At 66.3% G+C, this 21,437-nt stretch carries 20 protein-coding genes; 13 read left to right on the top strand and 7 right to left on the bottom strand.

All coding sequences use genetic code 11. From position 1 onward, the window contains the following. Window positions 1-90 precede the first annotated feature (90 nt). Window positions 91-1,044 carry a fatty acid desaturase family protein gene (locus RX333_RS06230; RefSeq protein ID WP_316014060.1) on the top strand — a complete coding sequence of 318 codons (954 nt, stop codon included), beginning with the start codon at window positions 91-93 and terminating at the stop codon, window positions 1,042-1,044. Window positions 1,045-1,053: 9 nt separating this feature from the next. Here RX333_RS06230 and RX333_RS06235 read toward each other — a convergent pair whose 3' ends face one another. The 5 genes from RX333_RS06235 to RX333_RS06255 form a co-directional block, all read right to left on the bottom strand. Next, entirely contained in the window at window positions 1,054-2,151 is a 1,098-nt protein-coding gene (locus RX333_RS06235; protein WP_316014061.1) for a flagellar basal body P-ring protein FlgI, read from the bottom strand. After that, on the bottom strand, window positions 2,148-3,080 hold the full coding sequence (locus RX333_RS06240; RefSeq protein WP_316014062.1) for a hypothetical protein: 933 nt from the start codon (window positions 3,078-3,080) through the stop codon (window positions 2,148-2,150). The genes RX333_RS06235 and RX333_RS06240 overlap by 4 nt, the downstream gene beginning before the upstream one ends. A gap of 2 nt (window positions 3,081-3,082) precedes the next feature. Then, window positions 3,083-4,501, bottom strand: a complete 1,419-nt coding sequence (flgK, locus tag RX333_RS06245) for a flagellar hook-associated protein FlgK (protein WP_316014063.1) — start codon at window positions 4,499-4,501, stop codon at window positions 3,083-3,085. A gap of 10 nt (window positions 4,502-4,511) precedes the next feature. Next, a complete protein-coding gene (locus tag RX333_RS06250; protein WP_316014064.1) occupies window positions 4,512-5,825 on the bottom strand; it encodes a flagellar hook-basal body complex protein in 1,314 nt (437 codons plus the stop codon). Between the two features lie 75 nt (window positions 5,826-5,900). Continuing rightward, the gene (locus tag RX333_RS06255) at window positions 5,901-6,698 is read right to left on the bottom strand and encodes a flagellar motor protein MotB (RefSeq protein WP_316014065.1); all 798 of its coding nucleotides are present in this window, start codon (window positions 6,696-6,698) and stop codon (window positions 5,901-5,903) included. 157 nt (window positions 6,699-6,855) lie between these two features. On the opposite strand from RX333_RS06255, the gene RX333_RS06260 reads away from it, so the two are divergent. Further along, window positions 6,856-7,887, top strand: a complete 1,032-nt coding sequence (locus tag RX333_RS06260) for a FliM/FliN family flagellar motor switch protein (RefSeq protein ID WP_316014154.1) — start codon at window positions 6,856-6,858, stop codon at window positions 7,885-7,887. Here RX333_RS06260 and glpD read toward each other — a convergent pair whose 3' ends face one another. After that, window positions 7,888-9,456: a glycerol-3-phosphate dehydrogenase gene (gene glpD, locus RX333_RS06265; RefSeq protein ID WP_316014066.1), complete on the bottom strand. Its 1,569-nt coding sequence runs from the start codon at window positions 9,454-9,456 to the stop codon at window positions 7,888-7,890. A 199-nt stretch (window positions 9,457-9,655) separates the two neighbouring features. Between glpD and RX333_RS06270 the strand changes: the two genes are divergently transcribed. The 4 genes from RX333_RS06270 (at window position 9,656) to dctP (ending at window position 13,553) form a co-directional block, all read left to right on the top strand. Continuing rightward, on the top strand, window positions 9,656-10,432 hold the full coding sequence (locus RX333_RS06270; RefSeq protein ID WP_316014067.1) for a DeoR/GlpR family DNA-binding transcription regulator: 777 nt from the start codon (window positions 9,656-9,658) through the stop codon (window positions 10,430-10,432). Window positions 10,433-10,524: 92 nt separating this feature from the next. Beyond that, window positions 10,525-11,133, top strand: a complete 609-nt coding sequence (locus RX333_RS06275; protein ID WP_316014068.1) for a TRAP transporter small permease — start codon at window positions 10,525-10,527, stop codon at window positions 11,131-11,133. A 1-nt stretch (window position 11,134) separates the two neighbouring features. Then, complete coding sequence (locus tag RX333_RS06280; protein ID WP_316014069.1) at window positions 11,135-12,448, top strand: TRAP transporter large permease; 1,314 nt, start codon at window positions 11,135-11,137, stop codon at window positions 12,446-12,448. Window positions 12,449-12,518: 70 nt separating this feature from the next. Next, entirely contained in the window at window positions 12,519-13,553 is a 1,035-nt protein-coding gene (dctP, locus tag RX333_RS06285; protein ID WP_316014155.1) for a TRAP transporter substrate-binding protein DctP, read from the top strand. A gap of 49 nt (window positions 13,554-13,602) precedes the next feature. Here dctP and RX333_RS06290 read toward each other — a convergent pair whose 3' ends face one another. Then, window positions 13,603-14,058 carry a tetratricopeptide repeat protein gene (locus tag RX333_RS06290; protein WP_410056053.1) on the bottom strand — a complete coding sequence of 152 codons (456 nt, stop codon included), beginning with the start codon at window positions 14,056-14,058 and terminating at the stop codon, window positions 13,603-13,605. Window positions 14,059-14,103: 45 nt separating this feature from the next. Here RX333_RS06290 and RX333_RS06295 point away from each other — a divergent pair, with 45 nt between their 5' ends. From RX333_RS06295 to RX333_RS06325, 7 genes are all read left to right on the top strand, one after another. After that, a complete protein-coding gene (locus tag RX333_RS06295) occupies window positions 14,104-15,423 on the top strand; it encodes a cytochrome-c peroxidase (RefSeq protein WP_316014071.1) in 1,320 nt (439 codons plus the stop codon). Further along, window positions 15,420-16,301 (top strand): PfkB family carbohydrate kinase, encoded by an 882-nt coding sequence (locus RX333_RS06300; protein ID WP_316014072.1) that lies wholly within the window; start codon window positions 15,420-15,422, stop codon window positions 16,299-16,301. The genes RX333_RS06295 and RX333_RS06300 overlap by 4 nt, the downstream gene beginning before the upstream one ends. Continuing rightward, window positions 16,298-17,329, top strand: a complete 1,032-nt coding sequence (locus tag RX333_RS06305; protein ID WP_316014073.1) for a tagatose 1,6-diphosphate aldolase — start codon at window positions 16,298-16,300, stop codon at window positions 17,327-17,329. Before RX333_RS06300 ends, RX333_RS06305 begins: the two co-directional genes overlap by 4 nt. Continuing rightward, complete coding sequence (locus RX333_RS06310) at window positions 17,329-18,702, top strand: hypothetical protein (protein ID WP_316014074.1); 1,374 nt, start codon at window positions 17,329-17,331, stop codon at window positions 18,700-18,702. The genes RX333_RS06305 and RX333_RS06310 overlap by 1 nt, the downstream gene beginning before the upstream one ends. 1 nt (window position 18,703) lies before the next feature. Further along, complete coding sequence (locus tag RX333_RS06315; protein WP_316014075.1) at window positions 18,704-19,813, top strand: Gfo/Idh/MocA family oxidoreductase; 1,110 nt, start codon at window positions 18,704-18,706, stop codon at window positions 19,811-19,813. Beyond that, complete coding sequence (locus RX333_RS06320; protein WP_316014076.1) at window positions 19,813-20,721, top strand: hydroxyacid dehydrogenase; 909 nt, start codon at window positions 19,813-19,815, stop codon at window positions 20,719-20,721. The genes RX333_RS06315 and RX333_RS06320 overlap by 1 nt, the downstream gene beginning before the upstream one ends. A gap of 76 nt (window positions 20,722-20,797) precedes the next feature. Continuing rightward, window positions 20,798-21,436 (top strand): lytic transglycosylase domain-containing protein, encoded by a 639-nt coding sequence (locus RX333_RS06325; RefSeq protein ID WP_316014077.1) that lies wholly within the window; start codon window positions 20,798-20,800, stop codon window positions 21,434-21,436. Window position 21,437: the final 1 nt, after the last annotated feature.

A 21,437-nucleotide genomic window follows, 5' to 3' on the forward strand; every position in this document is an offset into this window, starting at 1 on the left:
GGCTCGTTCCAGCCCCGTGCGCGTCCCGGCGCTGCGTCACATTTGACCAAGGCCGGGACTGGTAGGATCGTCCAAGTGGGAGGGACATGCATGCAATTCGCGAAACGATTCTTGACGTCGGATGACATCCGTCCGCTCGCGCAGCGCTCCGATTTGTGGGGCGCTTGGTTGCTGCTGCATTGCTGGGGGTTGATCGGGCTGGCGATCACGGGCTTCGCGTTATGGCCGAATGCATTCACGTTCCTGCTGGCCGTGATGATCGTCGGCTCGCGGCAACTGGGTTTGGCGATCCTGATGCACGAAGCCGCGCACTCAGCACTGTTCCGTACGCGTGGCTTGAACGAATTCGCCGGGACATGGCTTTGTGGTCATCCCATCCTTGCGGACATGCTGGCCTATCGGCACTACCACCTCGCCCATCACCGCTTCACGCAGACCGATAAGGATCCCGATTTGCCCTTGTCGAAGGCCTTTCCGACGACGAGGGCGAGCTTGATCCGCAAGGCGCTGCGCGATCTGACGGGGCAGACCGGCGTCAAGCAGCTCGTCGCGCAGTTCGTCCTGTGGTTGCGGCTCGCCGGGGATCACGACGCGATCGAGGAAGCGGAGGCGAAGGAGCGCATGGCCCGCGCCTTCAAGGGTACGTCGTTCGGAGTGTCCCTGCTTGTAAACGTCGCGATCCTGACCGCGCTCGGGCTGATCGGCGCATGGTGGTGGGGTCTCGCGTTCTGGCTGCTGCCGCTGCTGACATGGTTCCAACTCGTGCTGCGCGTCCGCAATATCGCCGAGCACGGCGCAGTGGAACAGTCCGAAGATCCCTTGCAGAACGTACGCACCACGATGGCCGGTCCGCTCTGGCGGCTCTTCGTCGCGCCATACTGGGTGAACTATCACCTCGAGCATCACTTGGTGATGCACTTGCCCGCTCACAAACTTCCGAAAGTGCACAGAATGATGGTGGAGCGTGGCCATGCCGCGCGGATGCGGGTCTCCCCATCCTACTGGCACGTATTGCGCGAAGTCGGCTGGGCGGCGCGGTCCTGAGCGAGGCGGTCACTGCACGATGAATTCGGCGTGCAGCGCGCCCGCCGCCTTGATCGCCTTCAGGATATCGATCATGTCGCGCGGCGCGACGCCGAGTGCATTGAGCCCGGCGACCAGATCGGGAAGGGTGACGGCGTCGTCGAGCAGTGCCAGTCGGGTCCCGCCTTCCTCCTCGATTTCGACATTCGAGCGCGGCACGACGATCGGCGCTCCACCGGTCGAGAACGGGTTGGGCTGAACGACGAGGGGCGCTTCCTCGACACGCAGCGTCAGATTGCCCTGGCTCACCGCGACGCGAGAAATGCGGACGTCGGATCCCAACACGATCGTACCCGAGCGCTGATCGACCACGACCCGCGCGCGTTGCTCAGGCGTGACTTCGATGTTCTCGAGGCTGCCGATGACCTGCGCGGGGGTCAGTTCGGGGACCGACAGCAGATCGAGCCGCACCGTTCCTGCGTCGACCATGCGCGCGATCTGTCCACCGTACCGGCCGTTTATAGATGTCTCGATCCGGGCCGCGGTTGTGAAGTCGGGCGTTCGCAGGGCCAGGTCGACGCTCGTCAGGTCGTTGAAGACGAAGGGGACCTCGCGCTCGATCCGGGCACCGGCCGGGATCACCCCCGATGTCGGCACCCCGAACGTGATCGATGCGGCGTCCCCCTCGACATTGGCGCCGCCGGCGATCACCGGCCCCTGGGCCACGGCATAGATCTCCCCGTCCGCCGCATTGAGCGGCGTCATGACGAGCGTTCCGCCGAGCAGGCTTCGGGCATCACCGATCGTGGACACGGTCACATCCATCTGCCCCCCGGCGCGCGCGAAGGGCGGCAGGGCCCCGGTCACGAGCACGGCCGCGACATTGCGCGGCCGGAACTGCTCACCGGCGACGTTGATGCCCAACCGCTCCAGCAGGTTGGACATCGCCTCTTCCGTGAAAGGCGTGTTGCGCAAGGTGTCGCCAGTTCCATCGAGCCCCACCACGAGTCCGTAGCCGACCAGATCGTTGCCACGCACTCCCTCGAATTCGACGAGATCCTTGATGCGGACCGTTTCGCCGACGGCCGGCAATGCTGCTAGCATGAGAGTGAGAAGCAGCCGGATCATCGCATGTACCTCACGAGCGACAGGTCCGACATTCGACGCGTGACCAGCAACACGGCATCCATCTGGTCCTGCAAGGCGCGGACGCGTGTCGCTGCCTCGTAAGGGTCTACGAGATCGAGGCCGTTGCGCTCGCTGTCCAGTGCCGCCAACCGGGCTGCGTTCGAGACCTCCAGGTCCTCGGCATGCTTCGACGCGGCACCGGTCAGCGTGCGCGACCAGGTTGCCGAATCGGCTGCGCGTGTTGCAAGGGTGACGGCATCTGCCCCGCTCTGCTTACCCTCCCCGATGGCCAGTTCGGCCAGGGAGCGAACGGTCTCACGGACCGCGTCTGCGAAGTTCGACGAGAGCGTCGGGGCGTCCCGACCACTTGCGAGGGAGAATTCGGCAACGACCGGGGCGCCACCGAAATCCGCATCGAACGATCCGCCGGGGTCGAGATAGGCGTCGAGAGCCGCTGACGGATCGGGCGCGCTCACGATGTCCGAAATGACTTGCGCAAGCTGTTCACCGCTGGTCGCCTCCGGCCTCGGAGCACCGGCCGTCCGGGCGTTTTCGATCAGGACGTCTCCCATATCCGCGAGAATGGCGGAAATCGTCGCATACGCCGCGGAGAGCGCTTGCGGATGACGTTGTGCGCTCGCCAGCGCATCGCGAAGGTGGACGATTTGCTGCTCAACGCCTTCGAGCCCGAGATCCATACGGTGAAACCGACCTTTCAAGGTCGTCAGCGTATCGGCATCGGCGATGAGGCGGCTACGCTCCACTCGAATCGCCTCGATACGAGACGCGGCGGCGGGGCCTTTCTTCGCGATCGATGTCGCCCTGCCCGACGTCATTTCGCGATGCGCGATCTGCATGTCGAATGCGATGCGGCTGCGCTGGGTGGTTAGCCTCAGGTGGCTGGACAGGTCCGTGATATCCGCTCTCATGCTCAGATCTCCAACAGTTCGCGCAGCATGGTATCGACGATCGACAGCACACGTGCGTTCGCGGCGAAGGCGTTCTCGATCGTCAACAAGGTCTGCAGTTCCCGATCGGTGTCGACCCCGACCGCCGCGGCGTGAGTAGCGCCGGTTTCCGTCGCGATCGCCGCCCGCGCGGCCGCCATCTGCTCGGCGGAATGCGTCTTCGACTGCAGCGCGGCGTTCACGGCCGCAAGATGCCCGGTCGGGTCGCGCGAAGCCGGATCGCCCGTGGGGGCAAGATCAGCGGCGGGGTCACCGAACTGGCGCGACATCTCCGCCAGCACCGAACCCGATCCCCCGATGCCGGTGCGCAGCGTAATCAGGTTGCCGCCCGCGTCCGGATCGGTCTGAACCGCAATTGACAAGCGTCCCGCGAGGCCGGGCCCCCAAGACGGGTCCAGCGCATTTCCTCCGACCGAAATGAAGGCTCCCTGCCCCGCGATGCGGGTATCGTCCGCGGCTTCGAGCCGGGTCACGAGCGATGCCGCGACGTGGTCGAGCCGATCGGCGATTCTGGGTAAGATCTCATCGCGCAGCCGAAAGTGAGCCTCGAGAGCACCGCCGACATATAGGCCCGTCGACGTCATCGCGATGGCGTGACCATCTACCACGAGCGCCCCGAGAGTGCCATCGGAGAGGCCATGTGACGGAGTGATCATGCCTGTGCCCTCGAAGGCGAATTCGGTCCGCCGGCCGTCGAGGAGCATCCCCCCCGCAGCGGTGAACAGAGCAATTCGCCCATGATCGCGCGGCACGCTTTCGATGGAAATCTGGGAGGACAGGACGATCATCTGCTCCCGCCGCGATTGTTCCAGACTGGCGGTGGATCTGCCCGCGACACGCTCGACGACGATCCTGTCGTTCAGTTCGGCGATCTTTATCAAGGAGTCGTTGATCGTCTCGACACTCGCGCTGATCGCGGCATCCGCCTCGGCGCGCAACTGCTGCAAGCCGTCAGCGGCATTCCTGAGCCCTCCCGTCACGGAGCGTGCGGCTTCGAGCACGGCGAGCAGGCCTGCCGTATCGGTCGGGTCGGCTGCCGCCTGTGAAATGGCGTTCCCAAGCTCTGTCATTCGCGCCGGGAGGCCGTTCGATCCGTCCGGCGCCGAAAGCAGTGCGGCGGCGCGCGTCATCGCACTGGCGGTCGTCGATGCGGATGCGGCGTCGCTTCCAGCTGAGAGCTGTCGCGCGAAGCCGGCGGCATCGATGGCCGTTCGCGCCGGCCCTGCCGTTACGCCGCCGGTCCGGCTCGACCCGATGGCGATCTCGCGGCGCGCGTAATCCGGCGTCATCGCATTGGCGATGTTGCCCGAGGCGAGTTCTGCGCGACGGGCGCTGAGTGCGAGCCCGGACGCGGCGTTGGCGAGTGCGGAGCCGATCGACATGCTACGAACCTCAGCGCTTGATGTTGGTGGTTTCCTGCAGCATCTCATCGACGGTCTGGATGATCTTCGCGTTCGAGGAATAGGCGCGCTGCGTCTCGATCAGGGCGGTCAGTTCCGCCGCGATATCGGTCGCGGAGGATTCCCGCGCGAACCCGATGGTGGCACCCGTCGGGCCGGTGCCGGCATCCCAGAGGAACATCGAGCCACTCTCCGCCGTGAGCGCGAAGGCCTGGTTGTCCACGGCCCTCAGTCCGTTGAGGTTCGGGACATCGGCGAGCGGCACCTGGTAGAGCGTCCGCGCGAACCCGGTATCGTAGATCGCGCGCAGGATACCGCCTTCGTCGATCTCGACGGTCGACAGGTTGCCCACCGGGGCACCGTCCTTCGTGATGGCACTGGGCGCGAACGCGGAGGACAGCTGGGTGAGTTGCCCATCAGCGCCGGGCCGTCCGATGAGGATCTTGACGGGGCCGCCGCCGAGATTCACCGACAATTCTCCGGTATTCGGATCGTAGCTTTCGCTGTTTAGGGGCGTGCCGTCGGGGATCGCGACCGTGTCGATCGCACCGGCGCCCGTGCGCGAGGCATCGAAGCCGATCTCGAAATGCGCGATCGGGTTCGCGGTGCTGGCGGTGTCCGACAGCTCCAGCGTCCAGGTGTTCGATTGGCCGCTGGCCGGAATCCGGGGCGTGAAGGTGGCGGTCAGCGTTTCGGACGTCCCGAGATTGCCGAAATATTCGATGCCGACCGGCAGCGGGATGGCTCCGGCCCCGGCCTTGGTCGCGGCGGCGGGCAGATTTGCGCCGAAGCTGATATTCTCCGTCGCCTCCGCGGCGAGGCCGCTGGACGCGATCCGGATGGGTTCGAGACCCGCGGCGCTGTCCCGCGCCTGGGGCGGGACGCTGCCATCGGGGCTCGCCGGCCAGCCCATCAGCGCTAGCCCACCTTGCGTGCGCAGAATGCCCTCATGGTCGGGCTGGAAGGAGCCTGTGCTTACCAGCAGCAACGGGTTGTCCCCGACCGCGTCGATATCCTCCACCGTGGTCACGGGCAGCATGCCGCGCCCTGCGATCGAGATATCGGTGGCGTTGTCAGTGGTGACCAGCGAGCCCTTCTGCTCCACGTTGCGGAAAGTCGAGACGCGCACGCCCCCCGCCGTGTAGGTTCCACCGCCGGTGTCGAGAGCGACGGATGCGAAATCGCTCTCGGCCGTCTTGTAGCCGTAGGTCGCCGAGTTCGCGATGTTGTCGGAGATGGTCGCCAGCTTGCTGGCATTCACGTTGAGGCCCGATACGCCCGCATTCATGGAGGAGGAGATGCTCACGATGGTGTCCTTTCAACCCGTCACTCGCCCTCCTTGTGCAACCACTCCTTTAACAATCCGCTAATCGCTCGAATTTTACAGACGCAGGAAGGTCACTGTCACCGCATCGTCCTCGCGGGACGGAATGCCCGCGGGCGCGGCAGCAAGCGCAAGCCCGGTCACGCGCGCGATCTGGGTCGGCTCCACGCCCGCGTTCCACAACGCGGCCGCCACACCCTGCGCCCGGCGCGCCCCGAGCGTCGAGCGCGGATCGGCGTCGCGATAGGCCGCAATCGAGATGTCGTTGGCCACGATCGGCAAAATTTCCGAAAAGACTCGGAGCACCCGTTGCAAGGCAGGGCTGGGCGACGCATCCCCTTCCGCGAAGAGCCGCGCCTCCGGGCGACCGGTGATGTCGATGATCAGGCCCTCGTCGCTGGCCCGGAAATCGAGCATGTGCGCAAGGTCTGGATCGGCTGCGATCGCGGCGTCGAGCATCTCGACCATCGCCTCGCGCCCCGCCGAACTGTCGGCCACCGTGTCGGTCGCGTCATCGCCAGAGGCCGCCGCTCGATCCGTCGGGCTGACGTCCGTGGCACCCGTTCCATCCTGTGGCAGGACCTCTTCGGTGAAGATCGAGTCGCCCCCCAGCGCACCGTCGCCTCCGCCCGATGTCTGCGAAATGGAGATCGCGGGCGTGAAATAGCTGGCAATCGCCATGCGCTGATCCTCATCAGTGGCGTTCAACAGCCACATCAGGAGGAAGAAGGCCATCATGGCCGTGACGAAGTCGGCATAGGCAACCTTCCAGGCACCCCCATGATGCGAGTGGACGGCGATGGCCCTGCGCCTCTTGACGATGATGGGTCGCTCGTTCGATTTGCGTGACGGCATTGCCCGGCCTCCTGATGACGTCTGATCAACGCGAAAGGCTGGGCCCGGGTCCGCGCCTTCTGACGGGCATTTTAGATAAACGGTCGCAGTAACCGGCTGTTAATTCCCGGCGTGCCAGAACCGGCTCCATGCCACAGGACGCTAAGCCGTGAGTGAGATGCCCCAAAATATCCTGGCTCGGAAGATCGAGACGCGCGCGGTCGGCCGGGTCCCCCTGCCCGAGTTCTCCGAAATCGCGACCCGCTTCGCCGGTGCGATCGAACGGGTCGCACGCGATCTGTTCAAGACGACGACGGGTGCAATCCTGATGGAGAGCGAGGTCCATCCGCTCGGCAGGGTGATGGAGCGGATACCAATTCCCGCCATGCTGGGATTGGGGCGGGTTCCAGGCACGAACACGGCGACGTTGATCAATCTCAGCTCGGACTTCGTCTATCACCTGGTCGACCTGCGCATGGGGGGCAACCCGCAGCTCGCGCCGACGCCGACCACGCGCAGTTTGACCGCGATCGACATGGAGTTGTGCCGCGACTTCCTTTCGGCAGCCATGACCGCCTTCACGGACGCGATGGAAGAGGTAACGGGCCGCCCCGCGGCACATCCGCTGGTGCTGACATCGCTGGAGCAGAACGCCACCCAGATCTCGATCGCGCCGAGCGGGGCGGACGTCGTGGCGATCGGGCTCAACCTCGATATCGGCGAGGCGGCACGCAACGCGGATATGGAACTTCTGATTCCCCTGTCGGTCCTCGACGGGCTGCGCGGCACCCGCGAGAAACTGCCGGTGGCCGAGGACACGTCGGGCATCTGGCGCCAGCACATGCAGCGGGAGGCGGCGCTGGCTCCGATCGAGCTGACCGCGGCGCTGCACAGAATGAAGTTGCCGATGGCCGAGATCGCCGACTGGCAACCCGGCGACGTCATCCCCTTCTTGCGCGAGGCGGTCGATCACGTCGAGTTGCGGATGAAGGTCGACGGTGCGCGCAGCCTCAAGATCGCGGATGCCCGCCTGGGTGCGAAGGGTCTGGCCAAAGGCCTGCGCCTCAACAGGGGTCCGTCGGAGCAGGTGACGGAACACCTGCGTGAGCTGATCGACCTGACCGAGCCGGACGCCGGGCCCGGCAACTGCACGGATGACGATGCGATCCCCTTCGTCGAGCAGTCGGGCGGCGAACCTGCGCCCGGCTGATCAAAGCTGTGCGCGACGCTTCCGCATCCAGTGGTCGATCGCGTCGACCTCCTCCTTCGTCAGCCGGAGGCCCAGCTTCGAGCGCCGCCAGGCCACGTCCGCGGCCGTCCGCGCCCATTCCCTGTCCATCAGCCAGACAAGCTCCCGCTCGTAAAGACCAGCGCCGAAATGTCGACCCAGATCGCCTTCGACCGTCGCGCCGTCGAGAATGCGCAGGGCGTCGGTGCCATAGGCCCTCTGCAGGCGGCGCACGGTCTTCGCATCGAGGAATGGGGCCGCCTCCACGATCCGCTCGCGCAAGGCGTCCACGCCATCGACGGGAAAGTCGCCGCCAGGCAGGGCGACGCCTGCCGTCCAGTCCTCACCGGTCTCGAGCTCCGTGGCGAGCTTCGCGAAGGCGGCCTCCGACAACTTGCGATAAGTCGTGATCTTGCCGCCGAAGACGTTCAGCAGCGGCGCCTGACCGCCGGCGGTATCGAGCGACAGGACGTAGTCCCGCGTCGCCGCCGTCGCGGATTTCGCGCCGTCATCGTAGAGCGGACGCACACCGGAATAGGTCCAGACGATGTCGTCCTCGGCGATGTCGGTCTTGAAGTAATCGGCGACGAAGCGGCGCATGTAGTCGGCCTCCTCCTTGGTGCAATGCACCTCGCCCGGCGGGCCGTCATGGTCCTTGTCGGTCGTGCCGATGAGGGTGAAATCCTCCTGATACGGGATGGCGAACATGATGCGGCCGTCGGTCCCCTGCAGGAAATATGCACGGTCGTGATCGAAGAGGCGCTTCACCACGATGTGCGAGCCGCGCACCAGCCGCACACCTTCGGAGGAGTTCACCCGGACCGTGTTGCGCACGATGTTCTCGACCCAGGGCCCGCCCGCATTGACGAGACAGCGGGCGCGGCGCGTCAGCTTCTCGCCTGTCTCGACATCCTCGAGTTCAATGACCCAGTGATCGCCAGTGCGTTCGGCCCCGACGCACTTGGTGCGAACGAGGATCTCCGCCCCCCGCTCCGCGGCGTCGCGGGCGTTCAGAACGACAAGGCGGCTATCCTCCACCCAGCAGTCGGAATATTCGAAGGCGGTCTCGAACCGATCGTCGAGCGGCGCGCCCGCCGGGTCGGTCGTCAGGTCGAGCGTTTTGGTCGCCGGAAGGATCTTTCGACCGCCGAGATTGTCGTACATCAACAGCCCCAGGCGGACCAGCCAGGCGGGCCGTCGCCCCTTCATCCAAGGCATCACCTTGCTCAGCATCCGCGAGACGGGTGTTTCCCCCTCGAAGCGCATCTCCGGGTGGAAGGGAAGGACGAACCGCATGGGCCAGGAGATGTGCGGCATCGCGGTCAGCAGCGTCTCCCGTTCCACCAGCGCCTTACGCACGAGATTGATCTCGAGATATTCGAGATAGCGCAAGCCGCCGTGGAACAGCTTGGTAGATGCGGAAGACGTCGCCCCGGCGAGGTCGCCCATCTCGCACAGTCCGACGCGCAGATCGCGGCCCGCCGCGTCGCGCGCGATGCCGCAGCCGTTGATGCCGCCGCCGATGACATAGAGATCGAATAGGTCGTCCACGAGGCGCCCCCAGTCTTGTGTCCCGTTTGGAGTGGACGAAGCCACCCCCTCACCCTCCGGGATAGGCCTGCCCGCTCCTGCGATCAATGATGCTGAGGCCGAAAGGTTCGCATCGACGCCGAATCCGAGTGAATAAGAGCAAATCTTGCGCGGACAGTTTCGCTTTGTCATAAAAACGAAACACTTGGAACGGATCGGCATGGATCAGACCCAGCGTCAGAACGAGATTCTGTCCCAGATCGAGCGGCGCGGGCGGGTGTCGGTCTCGGACTTGGCGCGAACCCACGCAACGTCGCAGCAGACGATCCGAAAGGATCTGCGGTCGTTGGAGCGCGCTGGTCGCCTTGCGCGCATCCACGGCGGCGCGGTGCGCGCCGATCCCGCCCGCTATGCCGACTACGGTGCCCGGCGGCAGATCGCGGCGGCGGCCAAGTCGGCGATCGGAGCGATGTGCGCCAGCCTGATCCCGGACAATTCCACGGTCTTCGTCAATATCGGCACGACGACCGAAGCCGCTGCGACCCGACTGACCCGGCATTCCGGCCTGCGCCTTCTGATCGACAATATCAACGTCGCCAATGAGTTGCGAGCGTATCCGGGTCTCGAAATCCTGATCGCTGGCGGCCGTGTCCGCGCGGGTGACGGGGCGATCGTGGGGGAGCAGGCCGTCCAGTTCATCCAGCAGTTCCGCGTCGATTACGCCCTGATCGGGGCGGCCGCGATCGAGCCTGACGGCGCCCTGATGGATCACGATCTGCGAGAGGCGCAGGTGGCGGCGGCGATCATGCAATCGGCCCGCCATGTCATCCTGACGGCCGATGCTTCCAAGTTCGGCCGGACGGCGCCGGTCCGCATCGGCGCGCTGTCGCAGGTCCACACGCTGATCACCGACCGGGACGTGCCGCCCCGGATCGCGTCGCTTTGCGCCGAGGCGGGAACGCGGATCCTGACGACGCGAGGCGGGCAAGAGGCTTGACTTGCGCTTTCGCTTCGCGAAGCGTGGGAAACAACGGCCTCGATAGAAGGCTGCTCGGAGTGCCTCGCGGCCTTCAAGGGGAGACCGGACACTTGACCCTTCTGACCACGCTGCTGCGCGCTCTCGTCGCGGTCAATTCCCGCCTGTTGGCGGCAGGACGTTTCATCGCGTGGGTGCTGATCGGATTGATGACGGTCGTGATCCTATACCAGGTCGTGATGCGCTACGTCTTCAACGCCGCGCCGAACTGGACCGAGGAATTCGCTCGCTTCATGATGTTGTGGATGACGGGGCTGATCGCGCCTTCGGCCTATCGCTGGGGCGGGTTCGTCTCGATCGATATGGCCGTGCGCTCCCTGCCCCGCGTGCCGTCGCTGGTATTGACCCTGCTGCTCCTGATGCTCGCGCAGACCGTGTTGACCGTCGGGGCGCAAATCGGCTGGAGCGAGGTGACGGGGTTCTCGGGCACGTTCAAGACATCAAGCCTGCAGACTTTCTTCTTCCCCAGCCTCGAAAACAGGACGGTCGAGTTCGGCTGGGCCAAGATGCCGAGCTCGCACATGATGGCGTCGCTGCTGGTCGGGATCTGGCTGCTGTTCCTCGTCAATGTCGAGCTGATGCTAAAGACGGTGATCCGCATCTTCGACCCGGAGGCGGACATTCCGCCCGATCCCGCGCAGATCGTGGCGGGAGCCGACTGATATGCTGGTCTATTTCCTGCCGGTCTTCCTTTTGTTCCTGCTGCTGGGCCTGCCGATCTTCTTCGGACTGCTGGCCGCGCCCGGACTGCTGATCTGGGCCGAGGCGCTGATGAACGGCGACGACCGGTTCATGCGCGACCTCGCGATCCTCTACCGCAATGTCTACACCGGCATGAATTCCACGCCGCTGATGGCAATCCCGTTCTTCATGCTGGCGGGCGAGATGATGAACCGCGGCGGCATCACCATGCGGCTGGTGGAATTCAGCCAGGCGCTGATGGGGCATCTGCGCGGCGGGCTGGCGCATGTGAACATCCTCAGCTCGATGCTGTTTGCGGGCATGAGCGGTTCGGCCGTCGCCGACACCTCGGCGCTGGGCTCGATGCTGATCCCGGCGATGGAGCGGCAGGGCTACACGCGCAAGTTCGCGGCGGCGATCACCGCCGCCTCCTCGGTCATCGGGCCGATCATCCCGCCCTCGGGCATCATGATCATCTACGCCTACGTCATGGAGGTCAGCGTCGCCGATCTCTTCGCCGCCGGTCTGATCCCGGGCCTGCTGGTCGGCGCGGGGCTGATGCTGGTGACGAAGATCATGGCGGACAAGTACGATTTCCCTGTCGCGTCCGAGCGGGCGACCTGGCCCGAGCGGGGCAAGGCGAGCCTCAAGGCGTTCTTCCCGCTGCTCACGCCGGTCATCATCCTGGGCTGCATCCTGACGGGCGTGACCACCCCGACGGAAGCCTCGGCGCTCGCTGCCGCCTATGCGATGGTCGTAAGCCTCTTCATCCTGCGTTCGATGACCTTCCGCGACCTGCCGGGCGTGCTGAAGCGCGCGGCGCTCGCCTCCGCCGTCGTGCTGCTGTTGGTGGGTGCAGCGATGGCCTTCAAGACGGTGGTCAGCCTCAGCCGCACGCCCGAGAGCATGGCGGAGTTCGTTCTGACGCTCAGTTCCAACCCGCTCGTGCTGCTGTTCCTCATCAACCTGCTGCTGTTCGTCGTGGGCATGTTCCTCGACGCCGGTCCGGCCATCATCATCCTCGGCCCGATCCTGGGGCCGATCTTCGTGGAGATGGGCGTCGATCCGGTGCATTTCGCCATCATCATGAGCGTGAACCTGACCGTCGGCCTGGCCACGCCGCCGATGGGGCTGGTGCTGTTCGTGGCCTCGTCCGTGTCGGGCGAGCGGGTCGAGACCATCTCCCGCGCGATCCTGCCATTCCTCGCCGTCGAGATCGCGGTGATCTTCCTGATCACCTACGTGCCCGCGATCTCGCTGACCCTTCCCCGCCTGCTCGACAGTTTCTACGGCTGAGCGGGCCAAACCGACGACCCAACCAACAGGAGGATGAACGATGAAGATTTCTACCGGGCTCAAGGCCCTCATGCTGGGGGCCGTGCTGAGCGGATCGGCGATCACCGCGGCCAGCGCACAGGAATTCACCCTGCGCGCCACGGCGAACTCCAACGAGAATGACGAGGACTATGACGGGCTCGTCGTCTTCAAGAACTACGTCGAGAGCGCGTCGAACGGCGCGATCGAGGTGGAGCTGTTCATCGGCACGCAGCTCTGCTCGACCGGCGCGGAGTGCCTCCAAGGCGTCTCGGAAGGGGCGATCGACATCTACATCTCGACCTCGGGCGGCGCGGCCAACATCTTCCCCTACGTCCAGGTGCTCGACCTGCCCTACCTGATGTCGGACGACCGCGTGGCCGAGCATGTGCTGTCGGGCGATTTCGTGCGCACCATGCGCGACATGGCGTTGGAGGACAGCGGCGACACGATCCGCCTGATGACCATCGGCAACACCGGCGGCTGGCGCAACTTCGCCAACACCCAGCGCCGCGTGGCGTCGCCCGAGGATATGGAAGGGCTGAAGATCCGCACGGTCGTCGCCGACCTGCCGCAAGAACTGGTGCGCGCGCTGGGCGCCTCCCCCACCCCGATCCCGTGGCCCGAGCTCTTCACCTCCTTCCAGACCGGGGTGGTCGAAGGTTCCAAGAACGGCATCACCGACATCATGGGTATGCGCTTCCCTGATGCGGGGCTCCAGTACCTGACGCTGGACGGACACGCCTATATGGGCGCGCTGTGGTTCATGTCGAACGAGAGCTTCATGGCGATGCCCGAGGACATGCGCCGCGTGGTGGTCGACGGGTTCTACGCGCTGCAGCAGGCGACCTTCGCCTCGCCCAAGCGCAAGTCGATCGAGGCCTACGAGGCCTTCGTCGAAGGGGGCGGCGACCTCTACGTCCCGACGCCCGAGGAGAAGGCGGCCTTCGCCGAGGCGGCAGAGCCGGTCTACACCTGGTTCGAGGAGAACGTGGACCGCGGTCCCGAGATCCTGGAAGCGCTGCGCACCGCGGTCTCCGAGGCCGAGGAAGAGTTGAACGCGGGCTACGAGGCCGACCTCAACTGATCCGAAAACCGGCCGGGGCGCGCTCGGGCGTGCCCCGGTCCCACCGGGCCTACCGGAACGGGTAGAGCCAGGGCCGATAATCGTTCACCAGCACCAGGGCCTCGTCAATTTGTTCGCGCGTCATCTTCTTCACGACCTCCTCCAGCGAGATCGCCGCGTCCGGGTCGCCGCCGATGGCGCTGAGCGTGTACCACATGTAGGCGCGCACCAGGTCGACTGGCACGCCGCGCCCGACCTCGTAATACCAGCCGATGCCAGACTGGGCGCCGGGATGCCCCTTCATCGAGGCGCGCAAGTACCATTCGAAGGCGCGCCGGTCGTCGCGTTCGACACCGAGACCCATCGCGTAGAGGACACCGATCAGCTCCTCCGCATCGGCATTGCCCGCGCGCGCGGCGGGCCAGAACTCGGCATAGGCGTCCTCGAAACGCCCCTCCTCCATCGCGATGCGTCCGGCCTCGATCTCCGCCATCATCGGAGTGGCCAAGAAGGTCAAGGCGAGCATGGGAATGGCAAGGCGCATAAGGGTCTCCGCAAGTCTGTCGGACGAGTGTGCCGCGCGCTTCTCATCGCCTCAACCCCGCTGGCAGCGGTCGCACAGCCCGTTACGCTCGACCCCGCCGATTTCGTAGCGGCCGACGCGGCGCAGGCCGAGTTGGGGCAACTCCTGTTCTTCGACCCGATCCTGTCGGGCAACCGCAACATCTCCTGCGCGACCTGCCACAACCATGCGTTCGGCGGCGGCGACGGCCTGCCTCTGGGTATCGGCGAGGGTGGTCGCGGTGTCGGCACGACGCGCGTGGCGCTGGAGGACAGCCGGATGGAGAAGCGGGTGCCGCGCAACGCGCCCGCGCTCTTCAATCTCGGGCACAGCTCGATCGACATTCTGTTCCACGACGGGCGGCTCAGCGTGTCGGACCTGTTCGGCACCGGCTTCAACTCCCCGGCGGAGGAATACCTGCCCCTCGGCCTCGACAACATCGTCGCCGCGCAGGCCCTGTTCCCCCTGACGTCCGAGGTCGAGATGGCAGGCAGCCCGGAGGAAAACGAGGTCGCGGGCGCCGCCTATGACCGAATCGACTATGTCTGGCCCATCATCGCCAAGCGGGTGCGGGTGATCCCGGAATATGGTGCGGCCTTCGTGGACGCCTTCGATCATATCGAGCAGCCCGAAGACGTGAGCATCGTCGAGATCGCCAATGCGCTCGCCGCCTTCATCACCACGGAATGGCGCAGCCACGACGCGCCCTACGACCGCTTTCTCGCCGGGGACGAGACCGCGCTGACCGATCCGCAGAGGCGCGGCCTCGACCTGTTCTTCGGCGCGGCGGGGTGTGGCGACTGCCATTCTGGGCCGCTTCTGACCGATCAGCAGTTCCACGCGCTCGCCCTGCCCCATTTCGGGCCGGGCCGCACGCGGCGCTTCGACCCCTATGCGCGCGACGTCGGCCGGATGGGGGAGAGCGACCGGATCGAGGATGCCTATCGCTTCCGCACACCGTCCTTGCGCAATGTCGCGCTGACCGCGCCCTACGGCCATAACGGCGCCTACGCGACGCTGGAGGGGATCGTGCGCCACCACCTCGATCCCGAAGCCGCGTTCGATGCGTGGACCGCGGAGGGCGTGTCGCTGCCCGATATTCCCTGGCTCGCCGCCGCCGACTTCCTGCCCCTTCAGGACAGCCGCGAGCGGGCCCGCCTGCGGTCCCGGATCGACATCGCACCGCGCGACCTGACGGATGCGCAAGTCGCGGATATCCTGGCTTTTCTCACGTCCCTGACTGGCGAGACCGCGTTGTCCGGTCGCCTCGGAATCCCCGAAAGCGTGCCCTCGGGCCTGCCGGTCGATCGGGCGGAGGATGCGCGATGAGCGATATCCTCGTGGTCGGTTCAGCCGTGATCGACTTCATCTTCGAGGTCGACACCCTGCCCTCGCAGCCCGAAAAATATCGGGCGCGCGGAGCGCGGGTCGTGGGTGGAGGGTGCGCGGCCAATGCCGCCGTCGCGATCACCCGCCTGGGCGGCACGGCGCACCTGGCCGGCCGTCTGGGCGAGGATCCCGCAGGTCAGCTGATCGTCGCCGGTCTGCAGCGGGAGGGTGTGTCCACCCGCCTGACCTCCAAGACCCAAGGCGCCTCCTCCGCCTACAGCTCGGTCTATGTGGACCGTGCGGGGGAGCGGCAGATCATGAGCTTTCGCGGCGACGGTCTGCCGCCCGAGCCCGATTGGGAGCTGCCGGGCCTCGATGCCGTGCTGGCCGACACCCGTTGGGAGGAAGGCGCGGTGAAAGCCATGCAGGCCGCGTGCGACATGGAAATCCCCGGTGTACTCGATGGCGAGGCCCCCATCGTGGAGGACGCGGCGCGGCTCGCCTCCCACGTCGCGTTCTCCGCGCAAGGCCTGGCTGATTTCTGCGAGGGCGCGACGCCCGAGGCGCAGTTGGCCGTGGCGGCGGAGCGGCTGGGCGGTTGGGTCTGCGTCACGGACGGGGCGAACGGGGTCCATTGGCGCGACGGCGCGCGTCACGGCCACGTGCCTGCCTTTGCCGTCCGCGTCGTCGATACCCTGGGCGCGGGCGATGTCTGGCACGGCGCCTTCACCCTGGCGCTTGCCGAAGGCGCAGACGAGATTGCGGCGATCCGCTTCGCCAACGCTGCCGCCGCGTTGAAAGTCACGCGCCCCGGAGGCCGCGACGGCGCGCCCGACCGGGAGGATACGGACCGATTTCTCGAGGAGATGAGCACATGACCCTTTCGCCCGGCAAGCTGTGGGGCCTGCGCCGCATGGCCGATGCAGACGGTTTCTTCCGGATGACGGCCGTCGACCAGCGTCCACCGATCAAGGGACCGATCGCGCGCCATCACGGAACCGACGAGGCCCCTTGGGAAGATGTCGCCCGGTTCAAGACGTTGTTGATCGAGACCCTGCAGCGCGAGAGCACGGCCATGCTGCTCGACCCGCATTACGCGATCCCGATGGGGCTCGACCGGCTCGACCCTGCCAAGGGGCTGATCGTCACGCTCGAGGACAGCCTGTTCGAAGACACGCCGGGCGGGCGGCTGTCCTCGGAGATCGACGACTGGTCGGTGGGCAAGATCAAGCGCATGGGGGGCGATGCAGTGAAGGTGCTGGCCTGGTACCGCCCCGATGCGGAGCCAGAGGTGAACCGGCGCCAGCAGGATTTCGTCAAGCGCATCGGCGAGGCCTGCGCGCGCTTCGACATCCCGTTCCTGTTCGAGCTGCTGGTCTACCCGCTGGCCTCGGACGACGATCAGACGCGCGAATACGTCGAGATGCAGGGAAAGAAGGCGGGCGACGTTCTGTCCTCGGTCGAGGAATTCGCGCGGCCGGATTACGGCGTCGACGTCTTCAAGCTCGAAAGTCCCGTCAACGCCTCGGACATTCCCGACACGCGCTCATCTGAGATCCAGGCTGTCTTCGACGAGATGGGGCGCATCGCCGGGCGTCCCTGGGTGATGTTGAGCGCGGGCGCGGGCAAACCGGAGTTCCGCAACGTGCTGGCCCATGCCTACCGTGCAGGGGCGAGCGGGTACCTTGCGGGCCGCGCGATCTGGCTGGATGCCTTTGCGAAGTTCCCCGACTGGGACGCGATGCGGGCCGAGCTCGACGGCGATGCGGTCGCGTATATGCGGCAGATCAACGAATTGACCCGCGCCGAGGCGACGCCGTGGCATGCGCATGAGGCTTACGGCCCCGATGGGCCGCGTTTCATCCCTTCCGATGCAAGCTTCCGCACCGGCTATGGAGAGCTTTGATGGCGCGCATCGGGATCCTTCCGCTTGGGCGGGCGACGTTCGACACGGACTATGCGGCGCAGATGCTCGACTCGATGATCGGGCTGCTGGAGGACAGCACGCACGACATCATCGGGCCGCGCAACCTGCTATTCGATGCGGAGGCGGCGCGCGGTGCGGTTCGCGATCTGCACGATGCCGGATTGGACCGTATCCTGATCCTTCAAGTCACCTTCACCGACGCGGCGATGACGGTGGAGATCGCCAAGGCCTTCCCCGATCCTCCGCTCGCGCTCTGGGCCATTCCGGAACCCCGCGACGGCGGGAGGCTAAGGCTGAATGCGTTTTGCGGCCTCAATCTGGCGAGCCATGCGCTGGGTCTCAACGGGCGGGCTTTCGGCTGGCTCTACGCCGCGCCGGAGCCTTCTGCCCGCGAGGATCTCGCCGATCTGTTGGCGGGCGGCCGCCGGGCGGGGCGGCTGCAGCCGGAGCCCGTTGCCAGCGACAGCTCCCCGATCGTCGAGGCCCTGCGCGGACGACGTGTCGGGCGGATCGGTACGCATCCCGACGGGTTCGACACCTGCGCCTATGATGCAGACGCCCTGCACAGCCTGACCGGTGTGGAAGTCGAGTCACTTCCCCTCGAAACCCTGTTCGAGACGGCCAGGAGCGTCGATGCCGATCGGGCGAATACATTGCGCGTCGAGGCGGACCGGACGCTGACCGGCCTCGGATCCGTCGACCAGGATGAGCTAGACCGGTCCCTGCGGCTCAAACTGGCGCTGGACGACATTCGCGCCGAGGGGCGCTACGACGCCTTCGCGATCCGCTGCTGGCCTGAGACCTTCACGGAATATGGCGGTGCGGTCTGCGGGCCTGTCGCGATGCTGGGCGAGGCCCGCGTCCCATGTGCGTGCGAGGCCGATGTCTACGGCTCCGTCACGCAGATGCTGTTGCAGGAGGCCGCGGACGCGCCCGTATTCCTCGTGGATCTTGTCGACATGGACGTGAAGGACGATACGGGTATCGTCTGGCATTGCGGCCAGGCCCCGGCGTCGATGGCGGCGGAGCAGCCCTCGGCGACGATCCACACCAACCGGAAGATGCCCCTGCTCTACGAGTTCGCCCTCAAGGCCGGCCGCGTCACGTTGCTGCGGCTGAGCCAGGCGCACGGCCAAACCCGGATGGTGATCGGAGGCGGAGAGATGCTCGACCGTCCCCACGCCTTCACCGGCACCTCCGGGGTGGTCCGCTTCGACCGGCCCGCCCGTGACGTGCTGTCGGACGTCATCGACAGCGGGCTCGAACATCACATGGCGCTTGCCTATGGCGACCATCGCGCCGCGCTGCGCCGAGCGGCAGGGGCGATGGGCGTACCGGTGCTGGAGATCTGACATGACGCTGAGATACGGGATCATCGGAACCGGCATGATGGGGCAGGAGCACATCCGCAACGTCCAGTTGCTGGGGGATGCGGAGGTCGTCGCCATTGCAGACCCCGACCGCACGATGCTGGGCAGCGCGCAGCAACTCGCCGGTGAGGGCGTACGCACCTATTTCACGCATACGGAGATGATCGCTGCGGGGGGACTCGACGCGTTGATCGTCGTCGCGCCCAACCACCTGCACCACGCGATCATGCGTGACTGCATGGAAACGGACCTGCCGATCCTGTGCGAGAAGCCGCTCGGGATCTCGGTCGCCGAGTGCGAGGACATGGCACGCTGGGCCGAGGACCGCGCCGCCCCGGTCTGGGTCGCGATGGAATATCGCTACATGCCGCCCGTGGCCCGCCTGATCGAGGAGGTCGCAGATGGCCGCGCGGGCGATCTGCGGATGCTCTCGATCCGCGAACATCGTTTCCCGTTTCTCGACAAGGTGAACCACTGGAATCGTTTCAACGCACAGACCGGCGGCACCCTCGTCGAGAAATGCTGCCATTTCTTCGACCTGATGCGGCTGATCCTGCAGGCGGAGCCGGTCCGCGTCTTCGCCTCCGGCTCGGGCGGGGTGAACCATGCGGGGGAGAGCGTCGACGGCCGGGTGCCCGACATACTCGACCATGCCTTCGTGATCGTGGAATTCGACAATGGCAGTCGCGCGATGCTTGATCTGTGCATGTTCGCCGAGGGCTCCTACTGGCAAGAGGTGATCTCGGCCACCGGCGACAAGGCGCGCATCGACGCGATGATCCCCGGCCCCGCCCGCTTCGCCCCCGGCGGCAGCGAGCGGGCCTCGCGCCTTGTCATCTCCAACCGCGGCACCCGGATGGAGGAGGTCCACGACATCCATGTCGACCAGGCGGTGCTTGCGGCCGGAGATCATCACGGCTCGACCTTCTTCCAGCATGAAAGATTCGCCCGCATGATCCGCGAGGGTGGTGCGCCCGACGTCACCGTCGCGGACGGGTTGATCGCCGTCGCCGTCGGCGCCGCGGCCGAGCAATCGGTGCGGACCGGGCTGCCGGTCGATCTTCGACCCTTTCACGAACGGAGTTTCGCCTGATGGCCGATATCCTCATCACGGAGTTCATGGACGAGGCGGCGGTCGACCTGCTGCGCGAAACTCATTCCGTCGACTATGCGCCCGAGCTTGCCGACAGGCAGGACGACATTCCCGCGCGCATGGCCGATGTCCGGGCGTTGATCGTGCGCAACCGGACGCAGGTCCGCGACGCAATCCTTGCTGCGGGCGATCGGCTGCGATGCGTCGGGCGGCTCGGCGTCGGGCTCGACAATATCGACGTTGCAGCCTGCGACGCGGCGGGCGTCACGGTCTATCCGGCCACCGGCGCCAATGACGACGCCGTCGCGGAATATGTCATCGCGGCCGTGATGATGCTGATCCGCGGTGCCTATCAGGCGCGCGCGCGGATGCTCGCCGGGGAGTGGCCGCGGCAGGCGCTGATGGGCAGCGAGATCGGGGGGCGGACCCTCGGCCTGATCGGTTACGGCGCCATCGCGCGGCAGACGGCGCGCCGGGCGCGGGCGCTGGGCATGGAAGTCATCGCGCACGATCCGTTCGTGGATGCGGTCGAGGGGGTGGAATTACTGCCGCTCGAGACGCTGTTGAACCGGGCGGACGCCGTGTCCCTACATGTGCCTTTGACCGAGGAGACCCGCCATCTGATCGACGCGACCGCGCTTTCGCGGATGAAACCTAGCGCGGTTCTGGTCAATGCCGCGCGCGGCGGAGTCGTTGACGAGCGTGCGCTCGGGGCCGCGCTGACGGAAGGTCGGCTGGCCGGCGCCGCGCTCGACGTGTTCGAGGAGGAGCCGCTGGCCGAGGCAAGTCACCTGCCCGACCTGCCCAACCTGATCCTGACGCCGCACATCGCCGGTGTGACGGGAGAGAGCAACGTCCGCGTCTCCCGGCTGACCGCGCAGAAGGTGCTGGCGCATCTGGCGAAATAGCAGCGGTGGAAAGGTTCCGGTAACGTTCGCCGATTAACCCTGACTCGACAAGGGATACGAGGCAGGAGAATCCGCCATGCGATACGTCATCGCGCTCGCGATGGCCTGGGCGTCGAACGCGCAGGCCGATCCGGCGATCTGCGAAGCGAGCGCGACCGAGGCCGCTGCGGCACATGACGTCCCGCCGGACGTGCTGCATGCGATCACGCTGACCGAGACGGGGCGCACGCGCGACGACGCATTTCGGCCTTGGCCCTGGACGATCAATCTCGAAGGCCAGGGGCATTGGTTCGACGACCGGCAATCGGCCGAGGCCTTCGCCCGGCAGGCGCTGTCGGACGGACGGACCAGCTTCGATGTCGGATGCTTCCAGCTCAACTGGCGTTGGCATGGGGAGTATTTCGGAACCGTAACGGCGATGTTCGACCCCTCTGCCAATGCGGATTACGCGGCGCGCTACCTGGCGTCCCACTACGCGGAACGCGGCGACTGGTCGGCGGCGGCGGGGCGGTATCATTCGGGAACGCCCGAGCATGCCCGGCGATACCGCGCGCGCTTCGACACGATCCGCGCGGACCTGCCCACCCAAATCGCCGAGGCGCTGGAGCCACCAGTCCCCGCGAGCCCGGTGCGGACGGCCAGCACGTCCGGCCTGCTGACTCGCGCGACCGGGCCGCTGCTGCGGCGCGCGACCGGTCCACTCGGAGGGCGCTGAG

Source organism: Roseobacter sp. HKCCA0434 (assembly GCF_032464675.1).
GTDB lineage: Bacteria > Pseudomonadota > Alphaproteobacteria > Rhodobacterales > Rhodobacteraceae > Pontivivens.